Below are 15,603 nucleotides of genomic sequence, written 5' to 3'. Positions count from 1 at the left end.
GTTCATCCTGAGCCAGGATCAAACTCTCCAATAAAGTTAGTTTGTCTAGCATCTAAAATAAAAATTGACGTTTCACGTTGTTTGTTTCGTTCAGTTTTCAAAGAACTACTTAGTCGCTCATTTGCGACTTCCTTATGTTAACATCTTCGTTTTTCGATGTCAACTAAGTTTTTTAATTTCTTTTTTATCGTTTTCTGCGTTTCCGCATCAGCGACGGTTATTAATATATCATGCAGTACATACATGGTCAATACTTTTTATAAAAAAATTTCACATCCCGTTAAAAGTTTAAAAACATGTTTCAAAAATCATTATAATCTCCCTTCCTTCTGCATTTCATATCTTATCACTTTACCATATTTCTGCACGATAGAAAATTCTAAATTTTATGTTATATTATTGTTATAGGAGCGTGGTGAGAATGAGCATTAAGTATTCAAACAAAATCAATAAAATCCGGACCTTTGCATTAAGTTTAGTATTTATCGGCCTCTTCATTGCATACTTAGGAGTCTTTTTCCGTGAGAACATTATTATTATGACAACATTTATGATGGTTGGCTTTTTAGCTGTTATCGCTAGTACAGTCGTTTATTTTTGGATTGGTATGTTATCTACTAAAACTGTACAAATTATTTGTCCAAGCTGCCATAAACCTACAAAAATGCTCGGTCGTGTCGACGCATGTATGCATTGCAACCAACCTTTAACAATGGATCGAAATCTAGAAGGAAAAGAATTTGATGAAAAATATAATAAGAAGAGCTATAAATCATAGGCACATATGAGTACAGTAAGGAAAATGTATCCTTACTGAGCTAAACATTAAAAGGTGATTTCTTGGTTAAGAAATCACCTTTTGTATTTATTCTTAATTAAATTAGATCTCCACTGAACATTTTAACTCCTTCTGAACCTAACGTAATTCCCATATATAATAAAGAAAGAGGTTGACGTAAAGCCGTCAGCCTCTTTCTTTATTATATATTACGCCTTATGACACTCTGGACAAACGCCATAAATTTCTAAGCGATGACTATTAATAACGAAGCCTGTTGTTTTTGCAGCTTCCTCTTCAAGTTGTTCCAAACCTCCATAAGGAAAATCAACAATTTTACCACATTTTTCACAAATCACATGATAATGTTGACTTGTAACATAATCAAATCTACTTGAAGCGTCTCCATAAGTTAATTCCTTTACAAGCCCAACCTCTTTAAATACACGTAAGTTATTATAGACAGTTGCAACACTCATATTTGGAAACTTACCTTCTAATGCTTTATAAATATCATCCGCTGTTGGGTGCGTCATTGATTCCACAAGGTACTCTAAAATAGCATGACGCTGTGGAGTAATGCGTACACCCGTATTTTTCAGCATTTCTAGCGCTTCTTTTAATTCTTCTTTGACCACCGTCATGCACCCCGATTCTATACGGATTATTATTTTATAATTCTTATAAAGAGTGTACTCCTTTTCTTATAAATCGTCAATATTTCTACTATAAGTATGTGGTTTATTTTTGTATATAGCCTTATTCTTATGTATCTTTCCCTATTTTTTATGCATTTACAATAGAAAAAAAGTGCGACATAATCGCACTTGGAATACTATCATCTGAGGAGGTATGCCCTACACTTCACTTTATGTAAGACAATAAAATATGTATAGACACTCGCCTTACTTCTATATATTTTATCTCCACAATGGATTTACTTTATATAAGAAAGAACATCTTCAATATGTCCCTTCACTTTCACTTTACGCCACTCTTTTACAAGCTCACCGGCTTTATTAATCAGGAATGTAGAGCGCTCAATTCCCATGTACTCTTTCCCAAAGTTCTTTTTCAATTTCCAAACATCGTATAATTCTGCTACTTTATGATCCTCATCTACTAAAAGTGTAAATGGAAGTTCATGCTTCTCAATAAATTTCAAATGTCTATTTGCCGAATCCGGACTCACTCCAAGAATAACCGTGTCCTTCTCTTGAAATAATCCATAAGAATCACGGAAATCACACGCTTCAGTTGTACACCCTGGAGTCATATCTTTCGGATAAAAATATAGAACTACATTTTTACCACGAAAATCAGCTAAGCGAACTTGTTCCCCGTTACTTCCCTCTAATGTAAATTCTGGAGCCATTTCTCCTACTGTGATCATTGTTATCACTCCTACTCTTTTCTTTTACTATAACAAATGCTTCCTTATTTTTCATTGTCTATTACAGACCTCATCACGAAAGCAAACGGTAATGTATATCCAATTAGCGCTTCTCCAATTGCAATCCACCGCCCAATTCCAATTGGAGATATATCACCATATCCAACAGACAATAAAGTAACTGCGCTAAAATATAAACAAATTTCAACGAGTTGAAAAGAGTGAGCGTTTAAGCTTTCTCCATCCTCTTTCAAAACTGCAAAACCCATTTCTTCTAATACAACATAACTTAATCCAAACGCAATTAGTACAGTTGTATAAATCAAAAATAATGTGGCTAAATTATACAGCGAAAAAAAACGCGTTGAATCTGAATAGGAACTCCATAACAATTGGACACTTCTCAAAATAGCAATTGCTACAATTAATAGAATAAACCCCCATAACATGTCCTCCACCTCATTTTATATGTATGAGACAGCCATTGGATTTATCCCTTAGAAACAAACAAGCTTTTATAATTAATTCCCTGCACCACGGTACCTTTTTACCCCTTGATTCCAAAGAGTAATTGCAATCGTAAAACAGATAACACCAACGAGCGGTGTTGCAAATGCATAGCTATTCCACTCTGTTTTTCTTAAAAAGTACGCTGCTGGATACACTCCGACAAACGCAAATGGTAAGACAAACGTTAAAATGAAGCGAATCACACGGTTATAAATATTAACAGGATAGCGGCCATAATTCCCTATGTTATACATTAGCGGCATAATCGAACTTTTCGCGTCCGACCAAAAACCAAGACTTGCAAGCGTAACAAATATTCCTCCGTATACAAGTGCGCCCCCTCCTACCATCAACAAGAATAAGAAGATATCGTACCAGTAAAAAGATAATTGCAACTCCACTGCTGCGTAGCCCATTACAATCATTCCCGTAATTGCTCCAATTAAAGATTCAAGCTCCATTCTTTCTAAAATAATTTGAAATAAACTATGAATCGGTCTCGTTAATATGCGATCCATTTCTCCTTTAATAATGTAACGATCATTAAAGTCCCATATGTTAAAGAAAGCTGAGAAAATGGCAAACGGCACTAAAAAGAAACCATAAATAAAGATGACTTCTTCTCTACTCCAACCTTTTAATGCTTGCGTATGTCCAAACACAACAAGAATAAAGATTAAATTAACAGCCTGTAGTGATAAATCAGAAAGTAATCCAACGATAAAATCGCCCCGATACTCCAATTTTGTTTTTATATATTGACTTGCATATTGCAAAAATAGTTTTATATATATCATCTCATCATCCCCCTTGTACAATTAGACGTTTTCTCGCCGTTCTCCACATGAGTACAATCGGAATAATAAGTACAATGGCCCAAATTACTTGGAATAATAATGCCTCATACAATTTACTTCCTTGTATACCTTCTGAGAAAATCATACTCGGAATATAACTAATAGCCTGAAACGGTAAAAACATCATTGCCTTTTGGGCCCATAACGGATAAAAACTAATTGGTAATAATAGACCTGAAAACAAATCAATAACAACACGTTTTGCATACATAATTCCACTATTATTAAATAAGAAGAATGTGAGCATTCCCGTCATTAAATTAATTTGTGTATTAATAATAAAACTAAATATTAAAGATAAGAAGAAATATAACCACGTTTGAAAGTTCGTTGTAATTTGCAATGAAAATAATAAGGTAACGATGACCATACCCGGAATGGAAAAGAAGGCAAAGCGAAATATTCCTTCACCAAGACCTTGCATCACTTTCATCCCTAAATAGTTATATGGACGTATCAGTTCTACCGCTACACGTCCTTCTTGAATCTCCATCGCAATTTCCCTGTCTATATTATTAAAATAAAAAGCACGTGCCATCCACGCAATTGCGATATACGTAGTCATTTGCGAAATAGATAAACTTTCAATATTCTCTTTTCCGCTATAAATTGCTTGCCATAAAAAATAATACGCACCGATATTAATCGTATAAATTAAAATCCCGCTATAATAATTTGTGCGATACGCAAGCATCATTAAAAAGCGAATTCGAATCATTTCGATGTACTTACCCATGTTTAATACCTTCTTCATAAATGTTACGAATAATTTCCTCTGTAGACACTTCGTTAATTTTTAAATCTTTAATTTGAAAGGCTTGTACCACTTTAGAAATAAGCATTGAAATAATAACTTCTTCATTCGGTATTTTGGCAATCCACGCGTTTTCCTCTTTCGCTTTCGACCAAACGACATGACTATCTGGCATAACCATTGATAAAGCCTGATAGGAAACTGGTGCGACAAACTGAAAATGTATTTCCTTCTCTGCTCCCCACTGCGTACGAAGATTATGTAAAGAACCGTCATACATAATATTTCCTTCATCCAGCATGATAACGCGCTCACATAATGCTTCAATATCAGTAATATCATGGGTTGTTAATAAAATTGTTGTTTTATAACGTTCATTCATTTCTTTTAAAAATTCACGTATTTTCAATTTCACAAGTACATCTAGCCCAATTGTTGGTTCATCTAAAAATAATAACGGTGGATTATGAATTAATGCCGCCGCTAATTCACAACGCATTCTTTGACCTAAAGATAACTTTCGAACTGGCTTGTCTAACAAAGGACCAATATCTAACGTTTCGATTACGTGCTCCATATGTTCCTTATACTGAGCGTCTGATACACCGTACACTTTTTTTAATAAACGAAACGATTCTTGCACGGCAATATCCCACCAAAGCTGCGAGCGTTGACCGAAAACAACACCAATTGTTCTTACAAATTCTTCCCTCTGCTTATGTGGGTTCATCCCATTTACTAAAATGTCTCCTGATGTCGGAGTCAAAATTCCCGTAAGCATTTTAATTGTCGTTGATTTACCGGCACCGTTCTCACCGATATATCCAACCATTTCACCTTGTTTCACAGTAAAAGATACATCATTTACTGCTGGTACTATTTTATAATTACGATTTAATAAATCGCGAAATGCACCCTTTAAACCTGGACGACTTGAATAGGCTGTAAATTCTTTACGTAACCCTTGTACCTCAATTACCGATTTCATAACCGGACCCCCTTCCTAAATGTCACAACGAATAGTTTACCCAACTGCCTTCTCTATCACAAACAATACGTCTTTTCGAAAAACATGTTAGAATAATACATAGATTTTTGTAAGGAGATGAATGGTAGTGAAATTCACAAAATCAGAAGCATTACATAAAGAAGCTTTAGAACATATCGTTGGCGGTGTTAATAGTCCTTCTCGTTCTTTTAAAGCAGTTGGTGGCGGCGCTCCTGTTGCTATGGAACGTGGAAAAGGTGCTTATTTCTGGGATGTAGACGGAAATAAATATATCGATTATTTAGCAGCATACGGTCCTATTATTACTGGACATGCTCACCCGCACATTACAAAAGCAATTACAACAGCTGCTGAAAATGGTGTACTTTACGGAACTCCAACAGCGCTAGAAGTAAAATTTGCAAAAATGTTAAAAGAAGCAATGCCTGCATTAGATAAAGTTCGCTTCGTAAACTCTGGTACTGAAGCTGTAATGACAACAATTCGTGTCGCTCGCGCTTACACAGGCCGCACAAAAATTATGAAATTCGCTGGTTGTTACCACGGTCATTCTGATTTAGTACTTGTAGCAGCTGGATCTGGCCCTTCTACACTAGGAACTCCTGACTCAGCAGGTGTACCACAAAGTATCGCTCAAGAAGTTATTACCGTTCCATTTAATAATGTAGAAACTTTAAAAGAAGCATTAGATAAATGGGGACATGAAGTAGCAGCTATTCTTGTAGAACCAATCGTTGGAAACTTCGGTATTGTAGAGCCAAAACCTGGCTTCCTTGAGAAAGTGAATGAACTTGTTCACGAAGCTGGTGCACTAGTAATTTATGATGAAGTTATTACTGCTTTCCGCTTCATGTACGGTGGTGCTCAAGACTTACTTGGCGTAACACCAGACTTAACAGCGCTTGGTAAAGTTATTGGCGGCGGACTTCCAATCGGTGCTTACGGTGGTAAGAAAGAAATTATGGAACAAGTTGCCCCTCTTGGACCTGCATATCAAGCTGGTACAATGGCAGGAAATCCTGCTTCTATGGCATCTGGTATTGCTTGTCTAGAAGTTCTTCAACAAGAAGGGCTTTATGAAAAATTAGATGAACTTGGTGCAATGCTTGAAAAAGGAATTTTAGAGCAGGCTGAAAAACATAATATCGATATTACATTAAACCGCCTAAAAGGCGCTTTAACTGTATACTTCACAACAAATACAATTGAAGATTACGATGCAGCACAAGATACAGACGGAGAAATGTTCGGTAAATTCTTCAAGCTTATGCTGCAAGAAGGAATTAACTTAGCACCTTCTAAATACGAGGCATGGTTCTTAACGACAGAACATACAAAAGAAGATATTGAATATACAATTGAAGCTGTAGGTAGAGCATTTGCTGCTTTAGCAAACAATAAATAATCCCGCCATTAAAAGGAAAAAAGAAAGCACACCTTTCTTTTTTCCTTTTTTCTATTTCATAAATCCCTCATTAATAGTATAATTATTCATAATTATCTGTTTAATTTTATTTTATATCCTTACTATCTTTGTATACAAGGCTGCTCACGCCTCAAATAGTAAGATTATTCAAACTTTCATAAGAGGGGGGATTGACGGATGCTCAATAAAACAAACACATGGACACCGTCTTTATTTCGAGATTACAAAAATGCGGAACACGATGCGTGTGGAATCGTTTCCGTTATGGAGAAACGAAAAATTCCTACAAAAGAAAATATTGACCTTTGCATACAATCGCTCGTCAAAATGAATCATAGAGCTGGTTTCATTAATGGCGAAGGCGATGGAATCGGTATTCACATTGATGTACCAAAATCACTTTGGAATGAAAAATTAAAAAGTAGCGGATATAATCCAACGATCGTGGATCATCCCCACTTTATCGTTGGACATTTTTTTCTAAACAAAAACGAAAATATAGTTAATTTAAAAAATCATATTCGTACACAACTAAACAACGAAAACTTTGCAATTCTTTTCGAAAGTGATGATGTAATAAACTCCGATGCACTCGGTCCACTTGGTAAACAAGAAGAACCTTTATTTTGGCAAGTTGCTCTTATCGCAGAAAATGAAGTTGCAAATATTGAGCAAACATTATTTACAGTAACGATAAAAATAGAAGAAAATGAAGCGATTCATGTTGCTTCCTTAAGTCGTGATCACGTTGTATATAAAGTTCTCGGTGCTGGGGATACACTTGTTGCCTATTACAATGATTTACAACACCCACTTATTGCTTCAACTATGACACTAGGACATAATCGCTATTCTACTAATACATTATCTAACTTCTTTCGTGTACAACCATTTAGTATCCTCGGACATAATGGTGAAATTAACACAATTGCAAAATTACGCGATCAAGCTGAAATGATTCACGTTCCACTTACTGCTGGGGGCAGTGACTCCCAAGATTTAAACCGCACCTTAGAAACTCTACTTGTTCAATACAACTACAGTTTATTTGAAGCAATGGATATACTATTCCCGCCAATTATTAATGAAATTAAACTTTATGAACCACATTTACAAGATTTATATACGTATATACGTGAAGCATGGGGCCATTTTGCACAAGGTCCAGCTGGCATTATTTCACGTTATAAAGATGAAGCTGTTTTCAGCGTGGATTCCCTCGGGCTACGACCAGTATGGAAAGTAGAGACAGAAAGCTCTTATATTTTCTCTTCTGAACCTGGAGTTGTATCCCCAACTGAATATGTAGCAGAACCAAAACCACTCGCTCCAGGGGAAAAAGTCGGACTAAAGTGGAATGAACAAGATGAGCTTGTTCTTTATGAATATGACAAATACCAAGCTCGAGTATATGACCGTTTTAAAAAACGAGTGGATACTAAAGATTATCATTTAAACTTATCTACCCCTGAAACGAAAGAAATCCAAGGATTATGTGATTCTATGCAAGTTGACACAAAACAATACGTTGCTTTCGGATGGGATCGTGAACATATTCAGCTTCTTGAACAGATGGCAACAAAAGGTGTTGAACCAATTCGCTCACTTGGGCATGACTCACCACTCGCTGCACTTGATACTGATAGACGAAATATCGCTGACTTCATTAAGGAAAGTGTAGCTGTTGTTACAAATCCAGCAATCGATCGCGATCGAGAAGTTGAACACTTCTCCACACGAACGATACTTGGCAAACGTCCAAGTTTATTGGCTGATGCTAAACAGCCATTTGTAGTTGAGATGCTTTCCCCAATCATTTTAGAAGGAAGTGTAGCACAATCTATTGTAGAAGAATTACACACAATTACGTACGAGCAACTTATACAACTATTCAATACTCATAGCTCTATCGCTACAATCTCTGCTACATTCAGTCAGGCAGAAACTTTACAATGTGCCTTAAGTCGAATTAGTTCTGAAGCGATAACAGCCGTGAACGATGGAGCTTCCCTATTATTAATAGACGATGCTGACGCTCACCTAAATGGACGATTATGGATTGATCCGCATTTAGTTACCGCGAAAGTACATCAAGTATTAAGCGAAAATAAATTACGCCGAAACTGCTCTCTCGTTATACGTTCTGGTGCCCTTCGCTCCTTACACGATATCGTCACACTGTATGGATTAGGAGCAGATAGTATCAATCCATATTTACTATTTGCAACCGTAAATGATGGGACAAAAACACCAATTACGAATTTATATCATGCACTTAATAAAGGACTGGAAAAAGTCATTTCAACAATTGGAATTCATGAATTGCGTGGTTACGGTCGCCTCTATTCTTCTATCGGGTTACATGAAGAAATCGCAAATATATTGCAAATTACAAATTTCTTAGGTTCAAATGATTTAGCTTTTTCTCTTGAATCACTTGCTGAAGATGCACAAATGCGAGCGAACGATTATAACAATCCTAAAGTTAGAATGCGAAAATCTTTTCATATATTCCCGCGAATTTGGAAAGCAATCGGCGATGTTGCAAAGGGAAACTCTTATGATGATTACCGTGAAAAATTAAGTGAATTAGAAGAAAATAACCCAATCGCAATTAGACATCTTGTTCAAACGAAAGAAACAAAACATGTCGTTCCGGCTGAAGAAGTGTCCATCAGTATTCAAAATCATGATTTACCATTTATTATTAGTTCCATGTCATTCGGTTCTCAAAATGAAATTGCCTTTCGTGCATATGCAGAAGCAGCCGATCAGCTAAATATGATTAGTTTGAACGGTGAAGGCGGCGAAATTAAAGATATGATTGGAAAATATCCACATACACGTGGACAACAAATCGCGTCCGGACGATTTGGCGTAAACGCCGAACTACTCAATTCATCAAACTTAATTGAAATAAAAATTGGGCAAGGTGCCAAGCCTGGTGAAGGTGGACATTTGCCAGGTTCAAAAGTAACAGCCAAAATCGCTGAAGCGCGTAATGCTACAATTGGCTCTGATTTAATTTCACCTTCTAACAATCATGATATTTATTCCATTGAAGATTTAGCTCAAATGATTACAGAAATTAAAACGGCTAATCAACTTGCAAAAGTAGCTGTAAAAGTTCCTGTCGTCCCTAACATTGGAACAATTGCTGTCGGTATCGCTAAAGCTGGTGCTGATTTTATTAACATTAGCGGATTTGATGGTGGTACAGGTGCCGCACGTATTCACGCATTGCAACATGTAGGGCTTCCTGTAGAAATTGGTGTGAAAGCCGCTCACAATGCTTTATTAGAAGCAAATATGAGACATAAAGTAGAAATTTGGGCTGATGGTGGTATTCGAAGTGTGAATGATGCCTTGAAAATTATGCTCCTTGGAGCAAACCGCATTGGATTTGGTACATTATCCATGATTGCAATTGGCTGTACAACTTGCCGCGGATGTCATCTAGATACTTGCCACGTTGGAATCGCAACACAGATTGAATCTGAAGCTCAAGCGAAAGAACACGGATTACGCCGCTTCGTCCCGCGTGAATTAGAAAGCGCCGTGGCTGGATTATTACATTTATTCACTACTTTTGGCGAAGAACTAAAACGATTAACAGGAAATCTCGGCTATACAAATTTACAAGAAATTGTCGGGCGTTCCGATTTATTAGAACAAGTTCGAGGCAAAAATTTATTAAACTTATGTAATTTACTACAAACGATAGAACATCCATCTGGTACAAAAACAGAACACGTACTAGAAAAACAATTTGAAACAATTCATTCTCCTCATTCAAAAGAATTAGTAGGCGTTGGCGTAGAGCAACGCGTTATGGGTGGTCTAGAATCTTGTTATCGCGTTCGTAGTAAATTATATGAAGACACGAAGCTTGAACCACTTACATTAAAGTATACGAATGGCTCGATTCCTGGAAATGGATTAGGTGCTTACAATAGTGAGAACTTATTTATACACGTAAACGGCGGCGCACAAGATGGTATTGGTAAAACCTCCTTTGGTGGTGGTATTTATATAACGAAAGCAAAAGGAAAAGATGGTCTATATTATAACGGTTCTGTCGGAAAAGGTTTTGGATACGGTGCACAAAAAGGGGCGCTATACGTTCAAGGTAACGCTGATGCTCGCGCTGGCATTCGCCTCTCTGGAGCAGACATGATAATTGGCGGACGCATGATAAAGCCACTCCGCGAAAAAGAACAAGGGAATATAGGAGCATACTCTAATATTAAAGGTTTCGCTTTTGAATATATGACAAATGGGCGCGCGCTTGTTTTAGGAGATCCTGGTCCATGGATTTGCGCTGGTATGACTGGCGGTGTTGTTTATTTACGCCATGATTCAAGCTTAGGTTTAACAGAACAGGCCTTAAAAAGAAGAATCGCAAAAGGAGCAAATGTTACATTACAACCACTTAGTAAAAATGGTGTGCAAGATGTGACCGAGTTATTACTAGATTATATCCGTGTATTAAATGAACATGAGCAATACGAGGAAGTTGCTTTATTGACACCGTTATTCGATGATATGCAGCAACAGTTTTTTGAAATCATCCCGAAAAAAGAGCAGGCTGATCCATCTATCTCAACAGAGTGATATGCCTAATTTTCATCTTCAAGAAAAAAATTGACGAAGTACACTTCTCATAGTAATCTATAGTAACAATTTGAAACCTGCTGAAATTCAGCAGGTTTTTTTACTAAAAATTGATGTTTAAAAAGAATTAGGAAAAAGTATAAAATGAATCTTAATTTCTTATTAACGTCACTAAAATATCACTTGCTAACATATTGTAATGAATGTATAGTATCATGTTGTACATTCATTATGACAAGAGAAAGGATCTTATTAAGGGTATGAAACTTGGTGCTCGCATTTTAAAAACGGGTATTGCCATCACATTAGCTTTATTTGCTTGTATTTTACTTAACTTACCGAGTCCAGTATTTGCGGGAATCTCAGCTATCTTCGCTGTTCAACCGTCTGTATACCGTTCGTATTTAACTGCACTTGAACAAATTCAAGCAAACGTCATTGGTGCGGTATTCGCTATCGCATTCGCTACTGCTTTTGGACATAATCCTTTTATTATTGGATTAACATGTATATTAGTAATTGCTCTTACATTGCAATTACGATTAGAAAACACAATATCAATTGCTTTAGTAACAGTTATCGCTATTATGGAGTATCAAGGTGAAGATTTCTTTAGTTTTGCCTTACTTCGATTTGCGACGATTATGGTTGGAATTATTGCGGCTTCACTTGTAAATTTAGTGTTTATGCCGCCAAAATACGAAACAAAGTTATATCATCGCATCGTTGATAATACAGAAGAAATTGTAAAATGGATTCGAATGAATAGCAGGCAAGCTTCTGATTTTACAACATTAAAAACTGATATTGATCGAATGAAAGAAAAAATGATCAAACTAAACCATTACTATTTGCTGTATAAAGAAGAAAGAAGCTATACGAAAAAAGTAAAGTTCGCAAAAATTCGTAAGCTTGTTTTATTCAGACAAATGTTAGCGACAACAAGTCGTGCTTTAAGTACGTTAAAATCATTACATCGTACTGAAAACGAACTGCGCTATATGCCAGAAGAATTCCAGGAATCTATTCAGAACGAACTTGATTCATTAACACATTATCATGAACAAGTTTTATTAAAATTTATTGGTAAAGCAAAAAAACAACAATCTGTTGAAATGCTTGATGAAGTTGAAACAGGTAAACAGGAATTAATTGATATCTTTATGGAATATCAAAACAAGGATGATGAAGAGGCATATAAAACATGGCTACATCTCTTCCCTCTTATTTCTGCTATTATTAACTATAGTGAAGAAGTAGAGCATTTAGATTTACTTGTGGATAGCTTCTACACATACCATAAACCAGAAGCAGAACTTAAAATCGATGATAAAAAAGAAGACGAATAAAAAAACAGCTCCTTTTACGCTAAAGGAGCTGTTTCTGTTATATGTTGAAGTTGATATAAATTGTGGTAATATCCTCTTTTTTTCATTAATTCTTCATGAGATCCTGTTTCTTTAATTTCACCATCTTCAATGTAAATAATCGTATCCACATGCGTAATCGTCGCCAATCGATGTGCAATTATGATCGTCGTTCGATCAGCAGCTAACGTTTGAAGCGCCTCTTGAATATATCGTTCATTTTCTAGATCCAAAGCGGAAGTCGCTTCATCTAATATAAGTAACGATGGATTCTTTAAAAACACGCGTGCAATCGCTACACGTTGCCTTTGCCCACCAGATAACTTCACACCGCGTTCCCCGACGACAGTATCATAACCATCAGGTAACTCAATAATAAAATCATGAATTTGCGCAGCTTTGGCAGCTGCAATTACTTCTTCCTCTGTAGCTTTCGGATTCCCATATAAAATATTTGCCCCGATTGTATCGCTAAATAACAAATTATCTTGCAGTACAATTCCAATATGGCTACGTAAATTTCTCATATCATACTTTCTAACATCTATCCCATCTACATAAACTACGCCTGAAGAGACATCATAGAAACGCGGGATTAAACTAGCAAGAGATGACTTCCCTCCCCCACTCGCTCCTACAAGTGCTACCTTCTCTCCTGGTAACATAGTTAACGAAAGGTTATGTAATACCTCTTTTTCATCCGAATTGTAACGAAAAGATACATTATCAAATATCACTTCACCATTTAATTTTTTCGTTTGTACCGCACTTGGCACATTCACAATATCGTATTTTTCATCTAATAGTTCAAACACCCGATCCATCGATGCAAAAGACTGTGTTAATGTCGTAGAGGAATTGACAAGGCGGCGAAGTGGACTATACAAACTATCCATATATCCAACAAAGGCAACCATAGTTCCTAAGGTTAACTGCCCCTGAATCACTTCATACGCCGCAAAACCGATCACGAGTAACGGCCCTAAATCTGTTAACGTATTTACTGCCGAAAATGTTCTCGCCGTCCAACTCGTATGTGTTAACGCTTTCGTCAAAAATTCATTATTTCTTTTTTCAAATTGCTTCCCTTCATACTCTTCTAATGCAAAGCTACGTGTCACTTGCATCCCTTGAATACGTTCATGTAAATACCCTTGCATCGTTGCTAACGCTTGTGAACGCTCTTTCGTCAATTTTCGAAGACGCCCGAAAAAATATTTCACTGCCACTACATAAATAGGTAAAATTAATAGCGCGACAAATGTCAATTTTATATTCATAGAAAACATAACAATGATAGCGATAGCAATTGTTGCCGTGTCTAACCAAACATTCATCAAACCAGTAATTACAAAATCCTTCGTTTGTTCTACATCATGAATGACGCGCGAAATAATCTCCCCTGTTTTTGTATTCGAATAATAACGTAAACTCAACTTTTGTAAATGACCAAAAATATGTTTTCGCAAATCATATAGTATTGTATTTGCGATACGCTGCGCAAAATATTGACGATAATATTCAATCGGTGGTCTTAACACTGCAAAAATAAAAAAAGCAATCCCAATCGCTGTTACTAGTTGAGACGTCTTATCTTGAAGTGACCCTCCGCCCTGAATGACATCATCAATAATATACTTTAATAACCACGGCATAATGAGCGGGATGCCGAATTTAACTAGACCAATCATAATCGTAATAGCAATAAGCCATCGATATGGTTTAACAAATTGCAAATATCTTTTTATACCTTGCACATAATCCCCCCTCTAATAGGACAAACCTGCGGGGAAATCCCCTGCAGGTTTGTTTTAATTTCTGTACATTAAATATCTCTCATACCACATATCTACAAAGTCTGGTGCGAATGGCCCTTTTCTTTGATGAATCCATTGTGTTAATTGTGCTACATTTCGTTTTAAAATCGTATCAATCACAGGTGGATATTGCATAATTTGACTATGTTTTTCATATTCATCTTCATCTAAAAGCGTATATGTCATATCTGGATACACTTTAATATCTAAATCATAATCAATATACTTTAACGCTTCAGAATCATATGCAAAAGGTGAGCTTAAATTACAATAATAATATACTCCCTCTTCCCTTAACATTCCAATTACATTAAACCAATAGTTTGCATGAAAATAACAAATTGCTGGTTCACGAGTAATCCATGTTCGGCCATCTGATTCCGTCACTACTGTACGATCATTCGCTCCGATTACAAGGCTCTGTGTCCCTTTTAAAACCGTTGTCTCTTCCCACATTCTATGAATGGAGCCATTATGTTTATAACTATGTATTTGTACTTTTTCTCCTTCTTTGGGAAATCCCATATATGCTCCCTTCCTTCAACTGCAAATGCCCTTTGAACTGCATTCACTTTTTTTCTATTATAACTTTTTTGTCGAAATTTTAAAACTAAAGCGATAAGACTCTATATTTTACACTGAATACGATATCCTTAATCCTATTAAGAAACAAGGATCTTCGCTTAACATTTTATAAAGGAAGAAATGAGAATAAAAAAAGTCCTTCCTCATTTCCATGTAAAGAAGGACCTTTCACCTAAAGGTAACGATATATCTTATCCTAAATTTGAAATCATTTTTTCAGTTTCAAAAGATTGAATTACACTATTTGTTTGCTCTTCAAATTTCTCATGTAATAGCTTGAGCGCTAATTCTGTTCTATATATTTCTTGGCGGATAAAATGTAATTCTTTTTTATCGCACGTATCCTTTTCGCTCATTTCAATTTGCTGATACTTCTCTAGGTGAGCTTGTAACTTCAACAACTCATCCATCGTTTCCAATTGCTCTCCTACCAACTTATCAAAATCGTTCATTACTTACCCCCTTTTGGACTTATTTATCATTTATTATTCCT

At 36.0% G+C, this 15,603-nt stretch carries 13 protein-coding genes; 4 read left to right on the top strand and 9 right to left on the bottom strand.

The window, feature by feature from the left end:
• The first annotated feature begins 421 nt into the window (after positions 1-421).
• The gene (locus ACTFR9_RS21500) at positions 422-778 is read left to right on the top strand and encodes a YgzB family protein (RefSeq protein ID WP_229136801.1); all 357 of its coding nucleotides are present in this window, start codon (positions 422-424) and stop codon (positions 776-778) included.
• A gap of 209 nt (positions 779-987) precedes the next feature.
• Here ACTFR9_RS21500 and perR read toward each other — a convergent pair whose 3' ends face one another.
• The 6 genes from perR to ACTFR9_RS21470 all read right to left on the bottom strand — a co-directional run bounded on the left by perR (position 988) and on the right by ACTFR9_RS21470 (position 5,280).
• Positions 988-1,416 carry a peroxide-responsive transcriptional repressor PerR gene (gene perR / locus ACTFR9_RS21495; RefSeq protein WP_000237831.1) on the bottom strand — a complete coding sequence of 143 codons (429 nt, stop codon included), beginning with the start codon at positions 1,414-1,416 and terminating at the stop codon, positions 988-990.
• A 299-nt stretch (positions 1,417-1,715) separates the two neighbouring features.
• The gene (gene bcp, locus ACTFR9_RS21490) at positions 1,716-2,171 is read right to left on the bottom strand and encodes a thioredoxin-dependent thiol peroxidase (RefSeq protein WP_000633725.1); all 456 of its coding nucleotides are present in this window, start codon (positions 2,169-2,171) and stop codon (positions 1,716-1,718) included.
• Between the two features lie 44 nt (positions 2,172-2,215).
• Positions 2,216-2,620 carry a potassium channel family protein gene (locus tag ACTFR9_RS21485; protein WP_000964357.1) on the bottom strand — a complete coding sequence of 135 codons (405 nt, stop codon included), beginning with the start codon at positions 2,618-2,620 and terminating at the stop codon, positions 2,216-2,218.
• A 72-nt stretch (positions 2,621-2,692) separates the two neighbouring features.
• Positions 2,693-3,478, bottom strand: a complete 786-nt coding sequence (locus ACTFR9_RS21480) for an ABC transporter permease (RefSeq protein ID WP_000639354.1) — start codon at positions 3,476-3,478, stop codon at positions 2,693-2,695.
• 4 nt (positions 3,479-3,482) lie between these two features.
• Entirely contained in the window at positions 3,483-4,274 is a 792-nt protein-coding gene (locus ACTFR9_RS21475) for an ABC transporter permease (protein WP_000521517.1), read from the bottom strand.
• Entirely contained in the window at positions 4,267-5,280 is a 1,014-nt protein-coding gene (locus ACTFR9_RS21470; protein WP_000843642.1) for an ABC transporter ATP-binding protein, read from the bottom strand. Before ACTFR9_RS21470 ends, ACTFR9_RS21475 begins: the two co-directional genes overlap by 8 nt.
• Before the next feature lie 121 nt (positions 5,281-5,401).
• Here ACTFR9_RS21470 and hemL point away from each other — a divergent pair, with 121 nt between their 5' ends.
• The 3 genes from hemL (at position 5,402) to ACTFR9_RS21455 (ending at position 12,690) form a co-directional block, all read left to right on the top strand.
• Complete coding sequence (hemL, locus tag ACTFR9_RS21465; RefSeq protein ID WP_000260535.1) at positions 5,402-6,706, top strand: glutamate-1-semialdehyde-2,1-aminomutase; 1,305 nt, start codon at positions 5,402-5,404, stop codon at positions 6,704-6,706.
• Positions 6,707-6,904: 198 nt separating this feature from the next.
• The gene (locus ACTFR9_RS21460) at positions 6,905-11,341 is read left to right on the top strand and encodes a glutamate synthase-related protein (protein ID WP_061185482.1); all 4,437 of its coding nucleotides are present in this window, start codon (positions 6,905-6,907) and stop codon (positions 11,339-11,341) included.
• Positions 11,342-11,601: 260 nt separating this feature from the next.
• On the top strand, positions 11,602-12,690 hold the full coding sequence (locus tag ACTFR9_RS21455) for an aromatic acid exporter family protein (protein ID WP_000765784.1): 1,089 nt from the start codon (positions 11,602-11,604) through the stop codon (positions 12,688-12,690).
• 14 nt (positions 12,691-12,704) lie between these two features.
• On the opposite strand, the gene ACTFR9_RS21450 is transcribed toward ACTFR9_RS21455, so the two are convergent.
• The 3 genes from ACTFR9_RS21450 to ACTFR9_RS21440 all read right to left on the bottom strand — a co-directional run bounded on the left by ACTFR9_RS21450 (position 12,705) and on the right by ACTFR9_RS21440 (position 15,562).
• Positions 12,705-14,465 carry an ABC transporter ATP-binding protein gene (locus ACTFR9_RS21450; RefSeq protein ID WP_001161627.1) on the bottom strand — a complete coding sequence of 587 codons (1,761 nt, stop codon included), beginning with the start codon at positions 14,463-14,465 and terminating at the stop codon, positions 12,705-12,707.
• 54 nt (positions 14,466-14,519) lie between these two features.
• On the bottom strand, positions 14,520-15,050 hold the full coding sequence (ntdP, locus tag ACTFR9_RS21445) for a nucleoside tri-diphosphate phosphatase (RefSeq protein ID WP_000506631.1): 531 nt from the start codon (positions 15,048-15,050) through the stop codon (positions 14,520-14,522).
• Positions 15,051-15,301: 251 nt separating this feature from the next.
• On the bottom strand, positions 15,302-15,562 hold the full coding sequence (locus ACTFR9_RS21440; RefSeq protein WP_000997582.1) for a YgaB family protein: 261 nt from the start codon (positions 15,560-15,562) through the stop codon (positions 15,302-15,304).
• Between the last annotated feature and the right edge of the window lie 41 nt (positions 15,563-15,603).

This window comes from Bacillus cereus group sp. MYBK222-1 (assembly GCF_051916425.1).
Classification (GTDB): Bacteria; Bacillota; Bacilli; order Bacillales; family Bacillaceae_G; genus Bacillus_A; species Bacillus_A paranthracis.
Note: the sequence above shows the minus strand (reverse complement) of the source record. Positions and strands in the feature narration are given on the sequence as shown.